This window comes from Variovorax sp. M-6, from assembly GCF_052114385.1.
Lineage (GTDB): Bacteria > Pseudomonadota > Gammaproteobacteria > Burkholderiales > Burkholderiaceae_C > Variovorax.
Window position 1 is genome coordinate 75,252 of sequence record NZ_JBFREQ010000025.1, and the last position, 17,664, is coordinate 92,915.

The 17,664-nt window shown below is 69.4% G+C and carries 21 protein-coding genes; 13 read left to right on the forward strand and 8 right to left on the reverse strand.

Translation table 11 applies throughout. From position 1 onward, the window contains the following. Window position 1: 1 nt before the first annotated feature. Complete coding sequence (locus AB4Z46_RS25025; protein ID WP_442286249.1) at window positions 2-1,438, reverse strand: MFS transporter; 1,437 nt, start codon at window positions 1,436-1,438, stop codon at window positions 2-4. 93 nt (window positions 1,439-1,531) lie between these two features. On the opposite strand from AB4Z46_RS25025, the gene AB4Z46_RS25030 reads away from it, so the two are divergent. From AB4Z46_RS25030 to AB4Z46_RS25050, 5 genes are all read left to right on the forward strand, one after another. Beyond that, the gene (locus tag AB4Z46_RS25030; protein WP_442286250.1) at window positions 1,532-2,197 is read left to right on the forward strand and encodes a helix-turn-helix transcriptional regulator; all 666 of its coding nucleotides are present in this window, start codon (window positions 1,532-1,534) and stop codon (window positions 2,195-2,197) included. Beyond that, complete coding sequence (locus AB4Z46_RS25035; RefSeq protein ID WP_442286251.1) at window positions 2,197-2,754, forward strand: phosphatidylglycerophosphatase A family protein; 558 nt, start codon at window positions 2,197-2,199, stop codon at window positions 2,752-2,754. The genes AB4Z46_RS25030 and AB4Z46_RS25035 overlap by 1 nt, the downstream gene beginning before the upstream one ends. Window positions 2,755-2,761: 7 nt before the next feature. Beyond that, window positions 2,762-3,271 (forward strand): CinA family protein, encoded by a 510-nt coding sequence (locus AB4Z46_RS25040; RefSeq protein ID WP_442286252.1) that lies wholly within the window; start codon window positions 2,762-2,764, stop codon window positions 3,269-3,271. A gap of 144 nt (window positions 3,272-3,415) precedes the next feature. Continuing rightward, complete coding sequence (locus tag AB4Z46_RS25045; protein WP_442286253.1) at window positions 3,416-3,901, forward strand: nuclear transport factor 2 family protein; 486 nt, start codon at window positions 3,416-3,418, stop codon at window positions 3,899-3,901. Between the two features lie 23 nt (window positions 3,902-3,924). After that, entirely contained in the window at window positions 3,925-4,233 is a 309-nt protein-coding gene (locus tag AB4Z46_RS25050) for a GNAT family N-acetyltransferase (RefSeq protein ID WP_442286254.1), read from the forward strand. A 91-nt stretch (window positions 4,234-4,324) separates the two neighbouring features. Here AB4Z46_RS25050 and AB4Z46_RS25055 read toward each other — a convergent pair whose 3' ends face one another. The 4 genes from AB4Z46_RS25055 to AB4Z46_RS25070 form a co-directional block, all read right to left on the reverse strand. After that, entirely contained in the window at window positions 4,325-4,561 is a 237-nt protein-coding gene (locus AB4Z46_RS25055; RefSeq protein WP_442286255.1) for a hypothetical protein, read from the reverse strand. A 17-nt stretch (window positions 4,562-4,578) separates the two neighbouring features. Then, window positions 4,579-4,836 carry a DUF3297 family protein gene (locus tag AB4Z46_RS25060; RefSeq protein ID WP_442286256.1) on the reverse strand — a complete coding sequence of 86 codons (258 nt, stop codon included), beginning with the start codon at window positions 4,834-4,836 and terminating at the stop codon, window positions 4,579-4,581. After that, window positions 4,833-6,038: an MFS transporter gene (locus tag AB4Z46_RS25065; protein WP_442286297.1), complete on the reverse strand. Its 1,206-nt coding sequence runs from the start codon at window positions 6,036-6,038 to the stop codon at window positions 4,833-4,835. The genes AB4Z46_RS25060 and AB4Z46_RS25065 overlap by 4 nt, the downstream gene beginning before the upstream one ends. A 178-nt stretch (window positions 6,039-6,216) precedes the next feature. Next, complete coding sequence (locus AB4Z46_RS25070) at window positions 6,217-6,999, reverse strand: UPF0149 family protein (RefSeq protein WP_442286257.1); 783 nt, start codon at window positions 6,997-6,999, stop codon at window positions 6,217-6,219. Between the two features lie 64 nt (window positions 7,000-7,063). Between AB4Z46_RS25070 and AB4Z46_RS25075 the strand changes: the two genes are divergently transcribed. From AB4Z46_RS25075 to AB4Z46_RS25090, 4 genes are all read left to right on the forward strand, one after another. Further along, window positions 7,064-8,719 (forward strand): FMN-binding glutamate synthase family protein, encoded by a 1,656-nt coding sequence (locus AB4Z46_RS25075; protein ID WP_442286258.1) that lies wholly within the window; start codon window positions 7,064-7,066, stop codon window positions 8,717-8,719. Continuing rightward, on the forward strand, window positions 8,716-9,615 hold the full coding sequence (locus tag AB4Z46_RS25080) for a hypothetical protein (RefSeq protein WP_442286259.1): 900 nt from the start codon (window positions 8,716-8,718) through the stop codon (window positions 9,613-9,615). Before AB4Z46_RS25075 ends, AB4Z46_RS25080 begins: the two co-directional genes overlap by 4 nt. Window positions 9,616-9,851: 236 nt before the next feature. Next, window positions 9,852-10,334: an Hcp family type VI secretion system effector gene (locus tag AB4Z46_RS25085; protein WP_442286260.1), complete on the forward strand. Its 483-nt coding sequence runs from the start codon at window positions 9,852-9,854 to the stop codon at window positions 10,332-10,334. A gap of 11 nt (window positions 10,335-10,345) precedes the next feature. Further along, on the forward strand, window positions 10,346-10,978 hold the full coding sequence (locus tag AB4Z46_RS25090; protein ID WP_442286261.1) for a peptidoglycan recognition protein family protein: 633 nt from the start codon (window positions 10,346-10,348) through the stop codon (window positions 10,976-10,978). 479 nt (window positions 10,979-11,457) lie between these two features. On the opposite strand, the gene AB4Z46_RS25095 is transcribed toward AB4Z46_RS25090, so the two are convergent. From AB4Z46_RS25095 to AB4Z46_RS25105, 3 genes are all read right to left on the reverse strand, one after another. Beyond that, entirely contained in the window at window positions 11,458-11,907 is a 450-nt protein-coding gene (locus AB4Z46_RS25095) for a putative toxin-antitoxin system toxin component, PIN family (protein WP_442286262.1), read from the reverse strand. Then, entirely contained in the window at window positions 11,904-12,608 is a 705-nt protein-coding gene (locus AB4Z46_RS25100; RefSeq protein WP_442286263.1) for a glutathione S-transferase N-terminal domain-containing protein, read from the reverse strand. The genes AB4Z46_RS25095 and AB4Z46_RS25100 overlap by 4 nt, the downstream gene beginning before the upstream one ends. Window positions 12,609-12,669: 61 nt before the next feature. Next, a complete protein-coding gene (locus tag AB4Z46_RS25105) occupies window positions 12,670-13,881 on the reverse strand; it encodes a THUMP domain-containing class I SAM-dependent RNA methyltransferase (RefSeq protein ID WP_442286264.1) in 1,212 nt (403 codons plus the stop codon). A gap of 215 nt (window positions 13,882-14,096) precedes the next feature. On the opposite strand from AB4Z46_RS25105, the gene AB4Z46_RS25110 reads away from it, so the two are divergent. Genes AB4Z46_RS25110 through AB4Z46_RS25125 form a run of 4 tightly spaced genes read left to right on the forward strand, consistent with a single transcriptional unit; the run spans window position 14,097 to window position 17,664 of the window. Then, window positions 14,097-15,797: an ATP-binding protein gene (locus AB4Z46_RS25110; protein WP_442286265.1), complete on the forward strand. Its 1,701-nt coding sequence runs from the start codon at window positions 14,097-14,099 to the stop codon at window positions 15,795-15,797. An 18-nt stretch (window positions 15,798-15,815) separates the two neighbouring features. Continuing rightward, window positions 15,816-16,418, forward strand: coding sequence for a cytochrome b (locus tag AB4Z46_RS25115; protein WP_442286266.1), 603 nt, complete (start codon window positions 15,816-15,818; stop codon window positions 16,416-16,418). Next, window positions 16,415-17,008 carry a YceI family protein gene (locus AB4Z46_RS25120; RefSeq protein ID WP_442286267.1) on the forward strand — a complete coding sequence of 198 codons (594 nt, stop codon included), beginning with the start codon at window positions 16,415-16,417 and terminating at the stop codon, window positions 17,006-17,008. Before AB4Z46_RS25115 ends, AB4Z46_RS25120 begins: the two co-directional genes overlap by 4 nt. 38 nt (window positions 17,009-17,046) lie before the next feature. Continuing rightward, entirely contained in the window at window positions 17,047-17,664 is a 618-nt protein-coding gene (locus AB4Z46_RS25125) for a YceI family protein (RefSeq protein WP_442286268.1), read from the forward strand.

A 17,664-nucleotide genomic window follows, 5' to 3' on the forward strand; every position in this document is an offset into this window, starting at 1 on the left:
CTCAATGCCGCGCGGCGAGAAAACGCTGCGCCAGCACGGCCGCCAGTGCAGGCGCCAGCGCAAAGCTGGCGAACAGCCACGTGGCCGCCGATTGCGCGCCCGCCGCGCCGCCGGGGTCGGTCAGTCCGGCCGCATTCGCCACCAGGCCGGCCACCGCGGCGCCGATCGCCATGCCGTAGAGCTGCACGGTCGTGATCGAGGCCGACGCCAGGTTTTCCTCGCCGGGCCGCGCCAGCGTCAGCACGCGGGTGAGCAGATGCGGCCACCCCATGCCCACGCCAAAGCCGGTGCAGGCCAGCGCGAGACCGATGCCAAGCGTCTGCAGCGCCGGCGCGAAGCGCACCACGGGCACGAGCAGCAGCAGCCCGAGCAGGCCGAGCGTGCTGACCACCGGGCCGAGGCGCAGCATGCGGTCGGCGCGCGGCCCTGTTCGGCCCGCGGACAGCAGCGAGGCGGCGCTCCAGCCGCCCGCCATCGCGGCCGTGAGATAGCCCGCGGCCAGCGGCGAATGGCCGTGCAGCGTCTGCAGGAAGTAGGGCACGAAGATCTCCGTGTCGGTGCCGATCAGGAGCAGCGCGACGCAGGCATAGATGGCACCGAACGCCGTGAAGGGCGCATAGGCGCCGGTGGGCAGCAGCCGGACCGTCGCCCGCCGGTCGACGCGCGCCAGCACGACGCCCAGCCCGAGGCCGAAGAGCACCATGCCGATCTGGCCGGGCAGCGTGTCGAACAGGCTCGCCGTCGCCACGCACAGGGCCGAGGCGATCAGCAGCAGGATCTGGCCGATCGGCAAGGCGGCGCGCGGCGCATCCCGTTCGGCCGCACCGGCACGCGGCGGCAATTGCACGCTGACGATCAGGGCCTGGACCAGCGCGACCGGCAGCAGGGCCCAGAAGGCCCAGCGCCAGTGGCCCAGCTGCGCGAAGACGCCGCCGACCGCGGGACCGCACAGGGTCGCGACGCCCCACATGCCCGAGACCAGCGCGACCGCGCGCGGCCACAGGGCGGCCTCGAACATGAAGCGGATCAACGCGTAGCTCAACGCCGCCAGCACGCCGCCGCCCAGTCCCTGCACGGTGCGTCCGGCCAGCATCCAGGCCATGCCCGGGGCCGTCGCGCATCCGATGCTGCCCAGCACGAAGACCGCCAGCGCCGCCAGGTAGGTGCGGCGCGGCCCCAGTTCCTGGAGCAGGCGCACCGACAGCGATGCGCCGAGGATCGACGCCGCCACGAACAGCGTGGTGTTCCAGGCATACCAGGCGACGCCGCCGATGTCCTGCACGACCGAAGGCAGCACCGTGGTCACGATGTGCACGTTGATCGCATGCAATGCGACCCCGCCGGTGACGGCGACGGCTCGCCAGGCGTTGCGCCCCGAGAACAATTCGCCCCATGAAGCGGTGCGGGTCGGAACGGCAGCGGTAGAAAGCGAGGTCATGCGGGGACGGGGCTGCCGGGCAGGCAAATTATCAAAGAACTTACTTGCATATTAACAGTCACTCGCAATTAGACAAGTAAAATCCTGCATAACATGACACCCAGTTCCACCGCCGACCGCATCCTGCTGCTGCTGAAGAGTCGCGGCCCGACGTCGACGGCCGCGCTGGCCGCCGCGCTGCAGACCACGACCGAGGCGGTGCGGCAGCAGGTGCACAAGCTGGTCGAGGGCGGGCTGGTGCGCGGCGTCAGCGAGGCGCCCTCCGGCGTCGGGCGCCCGGGCCAGGCCTGGACGCTGAGCGCCGGCGGGCACGCGCGTTTTCCCGACCGGCACGCCGAACTCACGCGGGCGCTGATCGACACCGTGCGCGAGGTGTTCGGCGAAGCCGGGCTCGAGCAGCTCATCGCGCGGCGCGAGAGCGCTTCCCGCGCCGCCTACCTGGAGGCCTGCCGGGACCTGCAGGATCTGGAGCCGCGGCTGCGCAAGCTCGCCGCGCTGCGCGACGACGAAGGCTACATGGCACGGCTGGAGCCCGACGGCGACGACTGGCTGCTGATCGAGGACCACTGCCCGATCTGCGCCGCCGCCGAGACCTGCCAGGGCTTCTGCCGTTCCGAACTCGAGGTGTTTCGCGACGTCGCCGGTCCGAAGGGCCGTCTGCGCCGCGAAGAACACCTGATCGCGGGCGCTCGCCGCTGCGTCTACCGCATCACGCCGGTCACCGCCACGGGGCCAAAGATGCGCGACACTGCGGGCTGATGCAAGCCGATCCCGATTCGTCCTCTCCCGCCGCCCCGTTCCGCCCGACGCTGCGCTTCCTGTTCGCGCATCCTGCGCACCTGATCGCCCTGGGCTTCGGCTCCGGCCTGCCGCGCCGCGCTCCCGGCACCGTGGGCACGCTCTGGGCCTGGGTCGCGTTCCTGGTGATGGAGCGCTGGCTCTCGAGCGCCGCGATCGGCTGGGTGATCCTGGCCTCGCTGCCGATCGGCTGGTGGGCCTGCACGGTCACGGCCCGCCACATGCAGATCGCCGACCCCGGCAGCATCGTCTGGGACGAGGTGGTCGCCTTCTGGATCGTGCTCTGGGTGGTGCTGCCCGGTGGCCTGCTGGCCCAGCTCATCGCCTTCGGGTTGTTCCGTTTTTTCGATGCCGTCAAGCCGGGCCCGGTCGGCTGGGCCGACCGGTTGTTCAAGCCCCACGCGTCCGACGACGGGACGATGCGCTGGAGCGCCGCGGGCTTCGGGATCCTGTTCGACGACCTGGTGGCGGCCTTTTGCACGCTGCTGGTCATCGCCGCCTGGCGCGCCGCATGGTGAAGTGACGATGAACCCCTCCCCGATCTCCCCTGCCGACACCGACGTGCCCGCGCTGGTGCTTCAGCTGGCCGAACTGCTGCAGCCACGGCGCTGGATGATGGCCACTGCCGAGAGCTGCACCGGCGGCCTGATCGCCGGCGCCTGCACCGATCTCTCGGGCTCGAGCGCCTGGTTCGAGCGCGGCTTCGTGACCTACTCGAACGAAGCCAAGAGCGAGATGCTCGGCATCGACGCGGCGCTGATCGCGGCCCACGGCGCGGTCAGCGAACCGGTGGCCCGGGCCATGGCCGAGGGCGCGATCGCGCGCTCCCGGGCCCAGGCCGCGGTCGCGGTCACCGGCGTCGCCGGGCCCACCGGCGGCTCGCCCGACAAGCCGGTCGGCACCGTCTGGTTCGGCTGGTCGGTGGACGGCCGCGTGCGCACCGAGCGCCGCCGCTTCGACGGCGACCGCGCCACGGTACGCGCGGCCACGGTGCACTACGCGCTGCAGACGCTGGCCGAGCTGGTGCGTGCCTGAGCCCCCACGCTCCCCCACTTCGTGTGGGTCGCTGCCCCCCGAGGGGGCCGCAGGCCGCCTTGGGGCGGCCCGGCGCCGGCCTGATTGGCCCCCACGCTCCCTCACTCCGTCTGGTCGCGGCGACCGGCTGAATTAGGATGCCGCATGCGCACCGAACAAACCCTCCGCCGCCTCTATGACGCATTCGCCCTGCTCGACGCCGACACCATGGCGAGCTGCTATGCGCCCGATGCGCGCTTCGACGACGAGGCCTTCTCGCTGCGCGGCGCGCGCGAGGTCGGCGGCATGTGGAAGATGCTCTGCAGCGGCACCCAGGCCAAGGGCGCCGCAATCTGGAAGCTCCGCTACCGCGACATCGAGGCCGATGCGACGAACGGAAAGGCGCACTGGGACGCGCACTACCTCTTCAGCGCCACCGGACGCATCGTCGACAACGCGATCGACTCGCGCTTCACCTTCACGCCCGAGGGCCTCATCGCCACGCAACGCGACCGCTTCGACTTCTGGCGCTGGTCGCGGCAGGCGCTGGGCGCGCCCGGCCTGCTGCTGGGCTGGTCGCCGATGCTGAAGAAGAAGGTGCGCGCCACCGCGGCGACGAACCTCGCGGCCTTTCTCGCCCGCAACCCCTGACCTGACCTCCCCACGGACCACCCATGACCGACATCACGATCGCCGACAACCCCGCCGCGCACCGCTACGAGGCCCGCATCGGCGGCGAACTCGCAGGCTACGTCGAATACAACCTGCTCAGCGAGGCCATCATGTTCACCCATACCGAGGTGCTGCAGGCCTTCGAGGGCAAGGGCGTGGGATCGGCGCTCGCGCGCCACGTGCTCGACCAGGCACGGACCGACGGCAAGCACGTGATTCCGGTCTGCCAGTTCATCGCCGGCTATATCCGCAAGCACCGCGACTACGCGGACCTGGTGCGCCCGGACGTGCAGCGGGCGTTCAAGATCTGAAGGTTCAAGGCCCCCACGCTCCGCACTGCGTGTCGTCGCTGCCCCCCGAGGGGGTGCAGTCCGGCTTGGGGCGGCCCGGCGCCGGACTGGCTCAGTCGCAGCGGTAGGTGACTTCCCCGGTCGGGGCGCCCGGCCCCTTGGCATCCAGGAAGCGCGTGGGTGCGCCGAAATTGCGGCAGTAGGCCTCCGCCTCCTGCGCGGTGGGCGACTTGAACACACCGTCGCCGAGCCAGGTGACCCGGGGCGCGGCTCGCGACGCGCACCCGGCGGCGACGGCCGCCAGCGCGAGGAGGGAAAGGGTGGCGAAGGGTCGCATCGGAAAGCGCATGGCTGTGCGGGCCCCGCTCAGCTTTGACCTTGATAGAACACTTCGACCTTGCCCTTCAGCTTGATCAGCAGCGGCTTGCCCTTGCGATCGAGCGTCCGGCCTGCGGGCACCTTGATCCAGCCTTCGCTGATGCAGTACTCCTCGACGTCGCTGCGCTCCTTGCCGTTGAATCGGATGCCGATGTCGTGCTCGAACACGGCGGCGACGTGATGCGGGCTGCGCGGGTCGATGGACAGATGGTCGGGCAGCGGCGGGGTGGGAGTGATTTCGGTCATGAATGTGGATTTCTCGAAGGGCTCCATTTTGAAGCGTCCGGCGCCGGCAGCCAGGCGAAGGCGACGGTGGCGGCGACCAGCAGCCCCGCGATGGTCGCCAGCACGGCGCGGAAGGCCTCGATGCCATGGGCCGCACCCCACGAGGCCGCCGCGCCCGTGACCCACTGCATCAGCGCCACGCCGAGGAACATCGCCATCGTGAAGACCGCCATCGCGCGGCCCGTGATCGCCGCCGGATAGGCCGCCCGCACGTCGGCGTACTGCCAGACGATGAAGCCGCCGAGCAGCCCGATCAGGACCATGCCGCCGACATCGACCCAGGCCTGGGTGAAGAAGGCGATCGCCGCGAACAGCCCGGCATAGACGAGGCTGCAGCCGATGATGCGGCGACGCCGCGCCGGACCGTCCCGGTCCAGCCCTCCGAACAGGGGCGGCCCGACCAGCGAGACCAGCGAGACGACCAGCGCCACGTTGCCGCTCTGCACCAGCGAATAGCCGTGGCGCTCGATCAGCAGCGGTCCGAGCCAGAGCCCGCGCAGCGAGATGAAGGCCGCATAGGTCACGGCCCCCAGCACCATGATGCCGAGCGTGTGCGGCAGCGCGAACAGGGCGCCGAACTGCCGCAGCGCCTGCGCCACCGACTCCCTGGGCTGGCTGTCCGGCCGCGCCGGCTCGCGCACCCAGTGCCAGATCGCCAGCCAGGCCAGCGCCGAGGCCGCCGCCAGCACGACGAAGCCCATGCGCCACGAGCGCTCCTGCACCAGCCACGCGAGCGGGGTGCCGGTCAGCAGCATGCCGACGCTGCCGATGCCCAGCACCAGCCCCGATACCGAAGCGAATCGCGCAGCGGGGAAATGCCGCGCAATGAACACCGTGCAGACCAGGAAGGCCGGCGCGCAACCGATGCCGATCAGCACCTGGCCGGCCACCAGCACCCCGTAGTCGGTGGACAGCGCCGACAGCAGTGCGCCGCCGATGGCGAGCGGAAACGCAGTCAGCACGGTGCGCCGCACGCCGTGCAGGTCGATGCCGATGCCCATGAAGAGCTGCATCGCGCCGAAGGCGAAATGGAAGGCGGCCGAGAAGAGGCCGAGCGCCTGGGCCGAGAGCCTGAACTCCGCCTGCAGCTGGCTGGCCATGATTGCGCCCACGGTGCGGTAGGCCTGGCTCAGCGCGAACGCGGTGCACAGGGCCAGGACCATGGCCCAGGCCGTGCGCGCGGACAACGCCACGGGTGCGGCGTTCAAGTGCCCGCCTTCACCGGACGGAGGTTCCAGGAACAGCGCCGGGAGGCCCCGGCCGGCGCAGCCAGGGCCGCTGGTGCTGCCCCCGGCAGGGGGTGGGCGGCTACACGAAGTGAGCCAACCTGGGGGCGAGCCATTACGCTCCGTGACACTTCTTGTATTTCTTGCCGCTGCCGCAGGGGCAGGGATCGTTGCGGCCCGGGGTCGCTTCCTTGCGGATCGTCTCCACGCGCGGCCCCATGCTGCGCCACAGCTGGCGCAGGTCGTACACGGCCCAGATCGCGGCGCCGAAGTCGTCGACCCGCTGCTGGCTCACGCTGGGCGGGCCGTCCTCGCTGTACATCGAGAGCGCGGGCTTGCCGGTGTCGTCCTCGGTCAGCGTGACGATGGCGTCGAGCGCCTCGTCGAGCATCTGCGCCGCGTCCTTGTCGCGCGGCGGCGCCCAGTCGTCGGGCCAGTTCTCGACCGCGAACATGAAGCCCAGCGCCCAGACCTGGGCGAAGGACGGGATCGCCTCGCCGGCCATCTCGGCGCGCTCTTCCTCGGGCAGCGCGGCGATCGCGCCGCGGGTGTCGAGCACCTCGGGCTGCCAGGTGCGTTCGTCGTCGAGCGACTGGACGTCGGCGTCCAGGCCGCTTTCGATCTCGCGCCAGCGCCGCTTCCAGCGCCAGACGAATTCCATGTGCTGCGCCGGCACGAAGCCCTCGCCCAGCAGCACCGGCCAGTACTCGGCCGGCTCGATCGGGCGCCGCGTGCAGACCAGCGCGGCCATGAAGCCCTCGCAGAATTCCCATTGCGGCGTCTCGTCGTCGTGCTCGCGCAGGGCGTCGAGGACCTGGTCCTGGGCGTCGAAATCGTCGGGGCCGAGCGGTGCGTTGTCGGGCTGGGCGGGGGTCGGGGTGTCGGGCTGGGTTGTCATGGCGTTACAAATGCAGCCCTCTATGATGCAGCAAGGCTTCCGGAGACTCCCTATTTCGACACCGATGATTGCGCCGTTCCCGGCGCGTTACACCGCGTTTGCGCTGTGCGCGGCCGGCCTGGTCGCGAGCGTGGTGGCGGTTCTGCTCGTGCCGGACCGCTGGACCGCGTGGATCGCCCTCGCGGCTTTCGGCGTGCTCTGCGGCACCGGCGTGCACGACCTGCGCCAGACCCGCCACGCGATCCTGCGCAATTACCCCGTCATCGGCCACCTGCGCTTCCTGCTCGAGTACATCCGGCCCGAGATACGGCAGTATTTCATCGAGAGCGACGCCGAAGCCGCGCCCTTCTCGCGCGCCCAGCGCTCGCTGGTCTACCAGCGCAGCAAGGGCGAGCCAGACAACCGGCCCTTCGGCACCCAGCTCGACGTCGCGATCGCCGGTTACGAGTGGATCAACCACTCGATGCGGCCGACGAAGCTGGCCGACCACGACTTCCGCATCGTCATCGGCGGCACGCCGAACCCGGCCTCGCCCGCGGGCGAAACCTGCACCCGGCCCTACAGCGCGAGCGTCTTCAACATCTCGGCGATGAGCTTCGGCGCGCTTTCGGCCAACGCCATCATGGCGCTCAACCAGGGCGCCAAGATGGGCGGCTTCGCACACGACACCGGCGAGGGCTCGATCTCCTCGCACCATCGGGTGCACGGCGGCGACCTGATCTGGGAGATCGGCTCGGGCTACTTCGGCTGCCGCAACGACGACGGCTCGTTCAGCGAGGAGCGCTTCGTCGCCAACGCGAGCGACCCGCAGGTCAAGATGATCGAGATCAAGCTGAGCCAGGGCGCCAAGCCCGGCCACGGCGGCGTGCTGCCGGCGCCCAAGGTCACGTCCGAGATCGCCGCCGCGCGCGGCGTGCCGGTGGGCGTCGACTGCGTCTCGCCGTCTTCCCACAGCGCCTTCTCGACGCCCACCGAGATGATGCATTTCATCGCCCGGCTGCGCGTGCTGTCGGGCGGCAAGCCGACGGGCTTCAAGTTCTGCCTGGGACATCCGTGGGAATGGTTCGCGATCGTCAAGGCGATGCTGGAGACCGGCCTCACGCCCGATTTCATCGTGGTCGACGGCGCCGAGGGCGGCACCGGCGCGGCACCGGTCGAGTTCAGCGACCACGTCGGCGCGCCGCTGCAGGAGGGCCTGCTGCTGGTCCACAACACGCTGATCGGCGTCGGCCTGCGCGACCGCGTCAAGATCGGCTGCGCCGGCAAGGTGATCACCGCCTTCGACCTGGCACGCATGATGGCGCTGGGCGCCGACTGGTGCAACGCGGCGCGCGGCTTCATGATGTCGCTGGGCTGCATCCAGGCCCAGGCCTGCCACACCGGCTTCTGCCCGACCGGCGTGACCACCCAGGATCCGGTGCGCCAGCAAGCGCTGGTGGTGCCGACCAAGGCCGACCGGGTGCGCAACTTCCACCGCAGCACGCTGCATGCGCTGCAGGAGCTGGTGCAGGCCGCCGGCCTCGACCATCCGCGGCAGATCACGGCCCACCACATCGTGCGCCGCATCTCCGACACCGAGGTGCGGCTGCTCAGCAACCTGGTGATGCAGGTGCAGCCCGGCGCGCTGCTCGGGCGGCTCGACGGGCAGCACAACGTGTTCCGCACCTACTGGTCGCTGGCCAGCGCGCAGAGCTTCCAGCCTCTGGCCCTGTCGCCATGAACCCGGCGAGACGGGGCGGATCGCCCACACGCGTCCAGATGCGCAAGAGCATGGCGTCGGCACCGGCGCCGTTGGAGCCCGGCGCGGCGCCGCCGCAGCCCGGCGACTACGCCGAGTTCCTGCGCACCGCGTTGCCGCAGCAGACCCGGGCGGTCGCCAGCCACCGCTTCGGCAACGAGCGGGTCTGGCTCAAGAAGGCCGGCCCGCGCCACGGCAAGCTTCGCTACCACCTGCTGGCGGCCATCGCCGGGGCGCTGCGGCTCGACGTCTTGCGGCCGGTGCCGAATCCGGGCGGCGAGGCCGCGATCGCGATCGAGGCCGAGCGGCTGCGACAGCTCGGTGCCGCGGGCCTGCGGGTGCCGGCGGTGCTGGCGCAGCAGGGCGACGGCCTGCTGATCTCCGACCTCGGCCAGAGCGGACGCCCCCCGGTCGTGCTGCAGGAGCGGCTCGACCAGGCCGCCGCCGCGGGGCCGGTGGCGCTGCTGGCGACCTGGCGCGAAGGCCTGGCCGCGATCGCCATCGTGCATGCGCGTGAAACCTACCTGAGCCAGGCCTTCGACCGCAACCTGGTGCAATGCCCCGACGGCACGATCGGCTACATCGATTTCGAGGACGACCCCGGCGAGACGCTGCCACTGGCCGAATGCCAGGCGCGCGACTGGCTCAGCTACCTGCACTCCACCGCGATGCTGGTCGACGCCGCCTCGCCGCATGCGGCCGCCGCGCACTGGCACGCGATGCTGGACCAGGCGAGCGAAGAGGTGCGCGACCGCCTGGCCGTCGCCGCGCGGCGCATGCGCTGGCTGCGCCACCTGCCGTCGGGGCGGCGCTGGGGGCGCGACACGCAGCGGGTGCGAGCCGTGGCTCGCTTGCTCGCGCGCTGGTACGGCGGCTAGTCCGCCACCATCGCTGGCCGTGCCCTGGCCAGCCGAAGGTGCATACAGGGCCAACGTCGCTTCGGCGCGGCTCCGCCCGCGTCACGGCCGCGGCCGGGCACGGCACTTTCAGAAGTAGTTCCAGATGGCGCAGACATTTCCTATTGCTCCTTTGGTTTGCGATGGGACTTAATGCTCAAGGCGCCGCGTTGCCGCGGAACCTGGAACCAGCTAATTAGATTTGGGGGGAGCCCGCATTGGCCCAAGATATCTTTTTGAAATTGAGTGGGATCAACGGTGAGTCGCAAGACGCCGCCCATGAGAACGAAATTGAAGTCCTGGATTGGGAGTGGCAGGTCACGCAGACGTCCAGCATGCACTCGGGCAGCGGGGGCGGCGCCGGCAAGGCCACCGTGCACGACCTCTCCTTCGATCACTACGTGGACCGCTCGAGCCCCAACTTGATGAAGTACTGCCTGACCGGCAAACACATCGACACGGCCACGCTCGTCGTGAGAAAGGCGGGCGAGAAGCCGCTCGAGTTTCTGAAGATCACGATGGGCGATGTGATCGTGACCCAAGTTGCGCCAAGCCTCAAGACCACCATGCGGCAGGCAAGAGAGACGATCAGTCTCTCATTCGCGCGAGTGAAGCACGAGTACACCATCCAGAATCAACAAGGGGGCTCTGGCGGCACCGTCTCGATGAGCTTCAACATTCGAGCCAACTGCGAATCATAAAAGGGGGCACCATGAGTCTTTTTATCGATCGTGGCGGAATCGTTGACGCAGAACGGATCAAGATCAAGATCTTCCCACTCATTGAGCGCGGAAAATTGGGCGCGGTGAATGGCATCGTGGTTCACCAGACTGGTGGGGGAAACTCGGATGGCACATTCAGTTCCTATTCAAAGAAGAGCGTCAGCGGCGAGCCTCCGAACGGAGCGCACTTCTTGATCGATAAGGATGGGACCATTTACCAAACCGCCTCTCTCTTTCGGGTCACCAACCACGTTGGATTCTTGCAATCAAGGTGTGTACTCACGAAGAAATGCACACCTACCGAGTTGCAGAGCGCACTCGCTCTAGAGAAAACCAAGGGCAACCGTGCCCGGGCTTTGGCAGTGCACGCAGCTGAAAAGGTGAAGCGATTTCCTGACCGATACCCCTCAAATTCCGATGCGATCGGGATCGAGCTTGTGGGCGAGGCGCCAGGAGAGCGAGGCAAAGAGGTATTTGTGACGGTCACGGACCAGCAGACGCGCTCTCTTCAATGGCTGATGAAGGAGCTGATGGAGACGTACAACGTGTCGATGCAAGAAACTTATAGGCACCCTGATATTGCGCGGAAGAACGTGACTGAGGCGAAGACGGCCAAATGGTAATAGGCAGATTGATCGTCGCAGTAGCCGCACTCGCGTTTGCATGCCTCGCGAACGCTCGGACTATCCAGAAAGTCGTGATCCTGGAAACTGGCCTCAATGCGTATCCCAGAGAGCCAGGACTGACTGAGGCTTGCAAAAAATTCAAGCCGACCGCGCGCCAGGTCAAAGACTTTTTCACCAGGGCGTACCCCGTCCCTGGCAGGTTTAGCACGCATGAGCGATATGCGCCCTGTTTTGCGTCAGGCACCATGGAGTTCAGCGACTTCGGCAAGGTGACTTGGGGCCTGACGTCAGGCGGCACGGCCACCTACACGTTTGATGACGGCCACGGCGATACCGTGCAGCTGTACTACAGGGGCTACAGGTGGTTCGACCCCACCGCTTGCGAGTATGGGGACGGAGAAGTCGAGGTTTGCTGAGCGGCGCGAGCGAAGCGTGCGCCGAGAGGTTGGTAGCCGTCTAAGCACGCCCAGTTCCAGCTAGGGCCGGCGCCAGTCCTTCGATACCTCGACACCCCACGGCGCGAGCCGCTTGCGCATCGCGAGCACCGCCCGGTCCTTGCTCAGCAGCCGCGCCCGCTGCGCCACCGCGAGGTCGATGAAGATCTGGTCGTCGGGGTCGCGGCAAGCGCAAGGCGCGCGCGCCGGCACGCCGTCGACCTTGAGCGTTCGGGCATCGAAGGCCGCCAGGACCTCGCCCGCCTCACGCCCGCGCGTCTTCAGGTGTGCGGCGATCAGCGGATAGCCGAGCACGCGCGCGAGTTCGTCGCGCATCGCGGCGGTGGTGAGCCAGCGCAGCTCGCCGGCGGCGAGTGCGGCTGCAAGCGGCGCACGCGCCGGGTCGTCGAACACCAGCAGGTCGAGCACGATGTTGGTGTCGAGGACGACCGCCAGGGCCGTGTCCTGCCGCGCGGCGGGCTCGGCGTTCACCCCCGGGCCGGAATGTTCAGCCCCGCAACCACTGCGGGGCGCGCGACGAAGGCTTCGAGCACCCGCATCACGTTCGGGAAGTCGGCGATGCCGACCAGCTCGCCGGCCTCGTAGAAGCCGATCAGGTTGCGCACCCACGGGAAGGTCGCGATGTCGGCGATCGAGTAGCCGTCGCCGAGGATCCAGTCGCGCCCTTCGAGCTGCCGGTCAAGCACCTTGAGCAGACGCTTGGATTCGGCCACATAGCGGTCGCGGGGCCGCTTGTCCTCGTAGTCCTTGCCGGCGAACTTGTTGAAGAAGCCGACCTGGCCGAACATCGGGCCGATGCCGCCCATCTGGAACATCAGCCACTGGATCGCTTCGTAGCGTCCGGCGGGTTCCTGCGGGATGAGCTGGCCGGTCTTGTCGGCGAGGTAGAGCAGGATCGCGCCCGACTCGAACAGCGCCAGCGGCTTGCCGCCCGGCCCGTTGGGATCAAGGATCGCCGGAATCTTGTTGTTCGGGCTCAGCGAGAGGAATTCGGGTGAGTTCTGGTCGTTCGATTCGAAGCTGACCAGGTGCGGCTCGTAGGCGAGCCCGGTCTCCTCCAGCATGATCGAGACCTTGACCCCGTTGGGCGTCGGCAGCGAATAGAGCTGCAGCCGATCCGGATGAGCGGCGGGCCATTTCTGGGTGATCGGGTAGGCGGACAGATCGGTCATGAGAATGCGGGTTTCTGCGAGAGCCGCATTCTGGCCCGAAACGCCCGTCCGGGCCGGCAGGTCAGACCTTGCGCGCCGAGCCCGCCACCATGTCGAACCTGAACAGCCGGCACTCGATCGGCCCGTTCCACATCGGCACCCGGCGCGACTCCTTCAGCCGCATGCGCTTGGGCAGTTGCAGGTCGGGCGTCAGCACCCAGGCGGTCCAGCCGGCGTAGTTCTTTTTCCAGTGGCTGGCGAGCTGGACGAAGAACTCGCCGCCATCCTCGGTCTGCGCATCCTCGCGGCCGCGCGCCACGCCGCCGACCTCGATGCGCTCGCCGTAGGGCGGATTCAGCACGATCACGCCCGACTCGGCCGGGGGCATGCGCTGCAGCGCATCGCCGCCGCGGAACTGGATCGCCGCCGCCACGCCCGCGCGCTCGGCATTGCGCTCGGCGAAGTCGACCATGCGGTGCGAGACGTCCGAGCCGAAGATCGCCGGCGCTGGCTGCGGCGCCGCCGGCACCGACGCGGCCTTCAGGGCCGACCAGACATGCGGCTGGAAAGGCAGCAGCTTCTCGAAGCCGAAGCGGCGCAGCGAGCCGGCCGCGATGCCCGAGGCGATCTGCGCCGCCTCGATCGCGATCGTGCCACTGCCGCAGCAAGGGTCGTAGAGCGGCTCGGCAGACACCGCGCCGGTCTCCGGATTCCACCAGCCGCTGGCCGCCAGCATCGCCGCGGCCAGGGTTTCCTTGAGCGGCGCATCGCCCTTGTCCTGCCGCCAGCCGCGCTTGAAGAGCGGCTCGCCCGAGGTGTCGATGTAGAGCGTGCAGAGATCGGTCGTCAGGTGCGCGAAGACGCGGCAGTCGGGCCACTGGGTCTCGATGCTCGGCCGCACGCCGCCCGCCTTGGCGCGGAAGCGGTCGGCGATCGCGTCCTTGATGCGCAGGGTGGCGAAGTTGAGGCTCTGCAGCGGGCTGTGCTGCGCCGTGGTCTCGATCTTGAAGGTCTGCTTCGGCGTGAACCAGATCTCCCAGGCGACGCCGCTGGCGATCGCGTAGAGGTCGTTCTCGCTGCGGTAGGGCGCCTGCGCGAGTTCGATCAGCACGCGCTGCGCGAGCCGGCTGTGGAGATTGAGCTTGAGCGCGTCGCGCCAGTCGGCGCGCACCCGCACCCCGCCGCGCAGCGTGAGCAGGTCCTGCCCCACGCGGCCGGTCAGCGCATGCACTTCCTGCGCCAGGAAATCCTCGACGCCGGCGGCGCAAGGGAGAAAAAGCGAGAGATCGTTCACCGTGCGATTGTCGCCTCGCCGCGGCCCGGCAGCGGCTTGCCTGTTCTATAGTGGACCGGCCGATGAGCTCCTCGCCCACCCCCGCATCCCCCGAGGCGTCAGGCCGACGCGGGGCCGCCCCAAGTCGGCCCGCGCCCTCTCGGGGGGCAGCGACCCATACGCAGTCGGGGAGCCCGGAGGCCTCAACCACCGACGGGTTTGCCATCCGCTGCGAGGTGCTGCGGCTCAGCGCCCAGCCCAGCGGGCCGGTGCTGCTGTTCCAGTTCCTGCTCGACTGCGGCGTGGCGGCGCTGTTCGCCTGGCAGTACTCGGTGCCGCACGCGGCGGTCTGGATCGCGCTGATCGCCGCCACCACCGCCTACCGCGGCTTCTTCCCGCAACGGCTGCCCGAGCCGCTGACCCCCGGGAACCTGCCGCCCGCCCTGCGCCTGCACACGCTGCGCATCGCGGTCCATGAAGGCGCCCACGGCCTGGCCGGCATCCTGCTCTTCAATCCGGCCGATCCCACGGCGCAGCTGATGATCGGGCTGGTGGTGATGGCGATGACGCTGTCCTCGGCCTTCTCGGTCTCCTACTACACGCCGGCCATGCAGCTGGCGATCACGCTGCTGCTGGCGCCGGTGATCGTCATGGGCCTGGCCTTCGGGGCGCCGATCATGATGGTGCTGTCGGTGCTCGGCATCGGTCTGCTCGCGATGGTCTGGAAGCTGGTGTCCGAGCGCGCCCGCCAGCTCGAGGAGAACATCGGCCTGCGCCACAACGAAAGCGCGCTGCGCGAGCGGGCGCTGGCCGGCCTGCACGAGTCGCAGCGGGCCCAGGCCGAGCGCCTGCGCTTCTTCTCGGCCGCCAACCACGACCTGCGCCAGCCGGTGATGGCGATGGGCCTGCAGGCGGAGGTGCTGCGCCAGCAGCTGAGTGCCGGCGAGGACACGATCAACGTGCTGGGCACCGTCGCCGCCCTGTCGAAGGCCCAGCAGGCGCTCGAGGGACTCACCAACCAGCTGCTCGAGATCGGGCGCATCGAGGCCGCCGCCGACCCGATCTCGCCGGTGGCGGTCGCGCTGGCACCGCTGTTGCACGAGTTCGCACGCCAGGCCGCCAGCGGCCGCGTGCGGGTGCGCTGCCCGGCGACCGCCGTGGTCTGGACCGACGCAGTCGCGCTGCGCCGGATCCTCGGCAACCTGGTCGACAACGCGCTCAAGTTCACGCCACGGGGCCGCGTGCTGCTGGCCTGCCGCCAGCGCGGCGAGGCCTGGCGGATCGAGGTCCGGGACGCCGGCATCGGCATCGCCTCGGAAGCCCAGGAGCGCGTGTTCGGCGACTTCGAGCAGATCGGCAACATCGAGCGCAACCTGCAGCGCGGCCACGGCCTGGGCCTGGCGATCGTGCGGCGGCTGGCACTGCGGCTGGGCGTCGAGATCATGCTGCGCTCGGCGCCGGGACGCGGGTCGGTGTTCGCCTTCGTGCTGCCGGCCGCGCCGCAGGGCGTGCCGCTGGCGCCCATGCCCACCGCGGGCGCCGAGCCCGCGAGGGCGCCCGAGACGCGGCGCCTGCGCCCCGGGCTGGCCGTGCTGGTGGTCGAGGACAACCTCGTGGTGGCCGACAGCATCGCGGCGCTGCTGCGCCTCTGGGGCGCGCGGCCCGAGGTCTGCGCCAGCGCGGCCGAGGCGCTCGCGCTGCCCGACCTCGCGCACTTCGGCATCGCGCTGTGCGACATCCGGCTGCCGGGCGAACTCGACGGCCTCGCGCTGGCGACCGAGCTGCAGCGCCGCCGACCGTCCCTCGCCATCGCGCTGGTCTCGGCCGACATCGACGACGCCACCCAGCAACTGGCCCGCGAGCGCGGCTGGCAGGCCCTGCGCAAGCCCGTGCAGCCCGCGATGCTCCATGCGCTGCTGCTGCAGGCGCAAAGCTGAACCGCCTATGCTCTGGCCATGCCCGTCGAGCCGCCGAGACCTCCTGTCGATCCCAACGGCGCACCGCGCTACGGCCCGGTGGCGATCGCCCTGCACTGGCTGCTCGCGCTGATGATCCTCGGCTCCGTCTGCCTCGGCCTGTCGATGACCGGACTGCCGTTCTCGCCGCTGCGCCTCAAGCTCTACAACTGGCACAAGTGGGCCGGCGTCACGATCCTCGCGCTGTCGGCCATGCGCCTGCTGTGGCGCCTGTCGCACCCGCCGCCGCCCCTGCCGGCGCGCATCCGGGCGGCCATGCCGGGCTGGCAACTGGCCGCGCACCGCGGACTGCACCTGCTGCTTTACCTGCTGTTCTTCGCCGTGCCGCTGCTGGGCTGGGCCTACAGCTCCGCGCTGGGCTTCCCCGTGGTGTGGCTGGGCGTGCTGCCGCTGCCGGACTTCGTGCCGGTCGACAAGGATTTCGCCGAGGCGGTGCTGAAGCCGCTGCACAAGATCGGCGCCTTCAGCCTCGCCGCGGCGGCGCTGGTCCATGCCGCGGCGGCCCTCAAGCACCACTTCGTCGACCGCGACGGCCTGCTTGGCCGCATGTCGCCCCTTTCATCCCGGAATCGTCTCCCATGACTCTCCTTGCCATGGCCTGCCGCAGGTGGTGCGCGGCGGCGCTGATCGTCGCCGGCACGGCTGGCACGGCCGCCGCCGAACCGGCGGCGCCGGCGAAGCTGCTGCCCGTCCCGAGCCAGATCGCCTTCGTGATCAAGCAGATGGGCGTGCCGGTGGAAGGTGTGTTCAGGAAGTTCGACGCCCGGATTGCCCTCGACCCGCGCAGGCCCGAAGACGGCAGCGTCGCGCTGCAGATCGATGTCGCCAGCGCCAGCCTGGGCATCCCGCAGAGCGATGCCGAACTGCCCCGGCCGGCCTGGTTCGACAGCGACCGCTTCCCGAAAGCGGAGTTCCGCTCCAGCACCATCAAGGCGCTGGGCGGCGGCCGATTCGAGGTGGCCGGCCGGCTGACCATCAAGGGCAGCAGCCGCGATGTCGTGGTGCCGGTGGAGATCACCCAGTCCTACGGCCAATCGACCGCGACCGGAAGCCTTACGATCCAGCGCCTCGCCTTCAGGATCGGCGAAGGCGAATGGACCGACACGTCGATGGTGGCCGACGACGTGCAGGTGCGCTTCAAGCTGGTGCTGACCGGCCTCGGCCCGCTGTGAAGTCCTTCGATGTTTCCACCTTCTTCCGAAAGCGCGCCATGAAGAAACTGCTCACACTCGCCGCGCTGACGACCGCGGCGGCACTGGCCGGCGCCCAGCAGGCACCCGAGGTGGCCGCCAAGCCCGCCGGCGGCCCGGTCAAGGGCGCGAGCTACGTGGTCGACCCGACGCACACCTTCGTCAACTACGAGATGGGCCACTACGGCACCACCACCAACCGCGGCCGCTTCAGCACCAAGGACGGCCAGGTGAAGATCGACCCTGCGGGCACCACCGGCAAGATCGACATCACGATGGACATCAGTTCCATCAACACCGGCGTCGACCTGCTCAACCGTCACCTGCTGAGCAAGGACTTCTTCAACGTGGCCGAGTTTCCGACCGCCCGCTTCGTCGCCGACCAGATCGACTTCAGCGGCGACAAGGTCACGCAGGTCAACGGCACGCTCACCTTGATGGGCAAGAGCCGCCCCGTGGTGCTCAAGGCCAACCGCTTCAACTGCTACCTGAGCCCGCTGATCAACCGCCAGATCTGCGGCGGCGACTTCGAAACCACGGTGGAGCGCAGCCAGTGGGGCATCAGCTGGGGGCTCGCCTTCGGCTTCGAGGACAAGGTGCGGCTGCTGGTGCAGGTCGAGGCCATCAACATCCAGTAG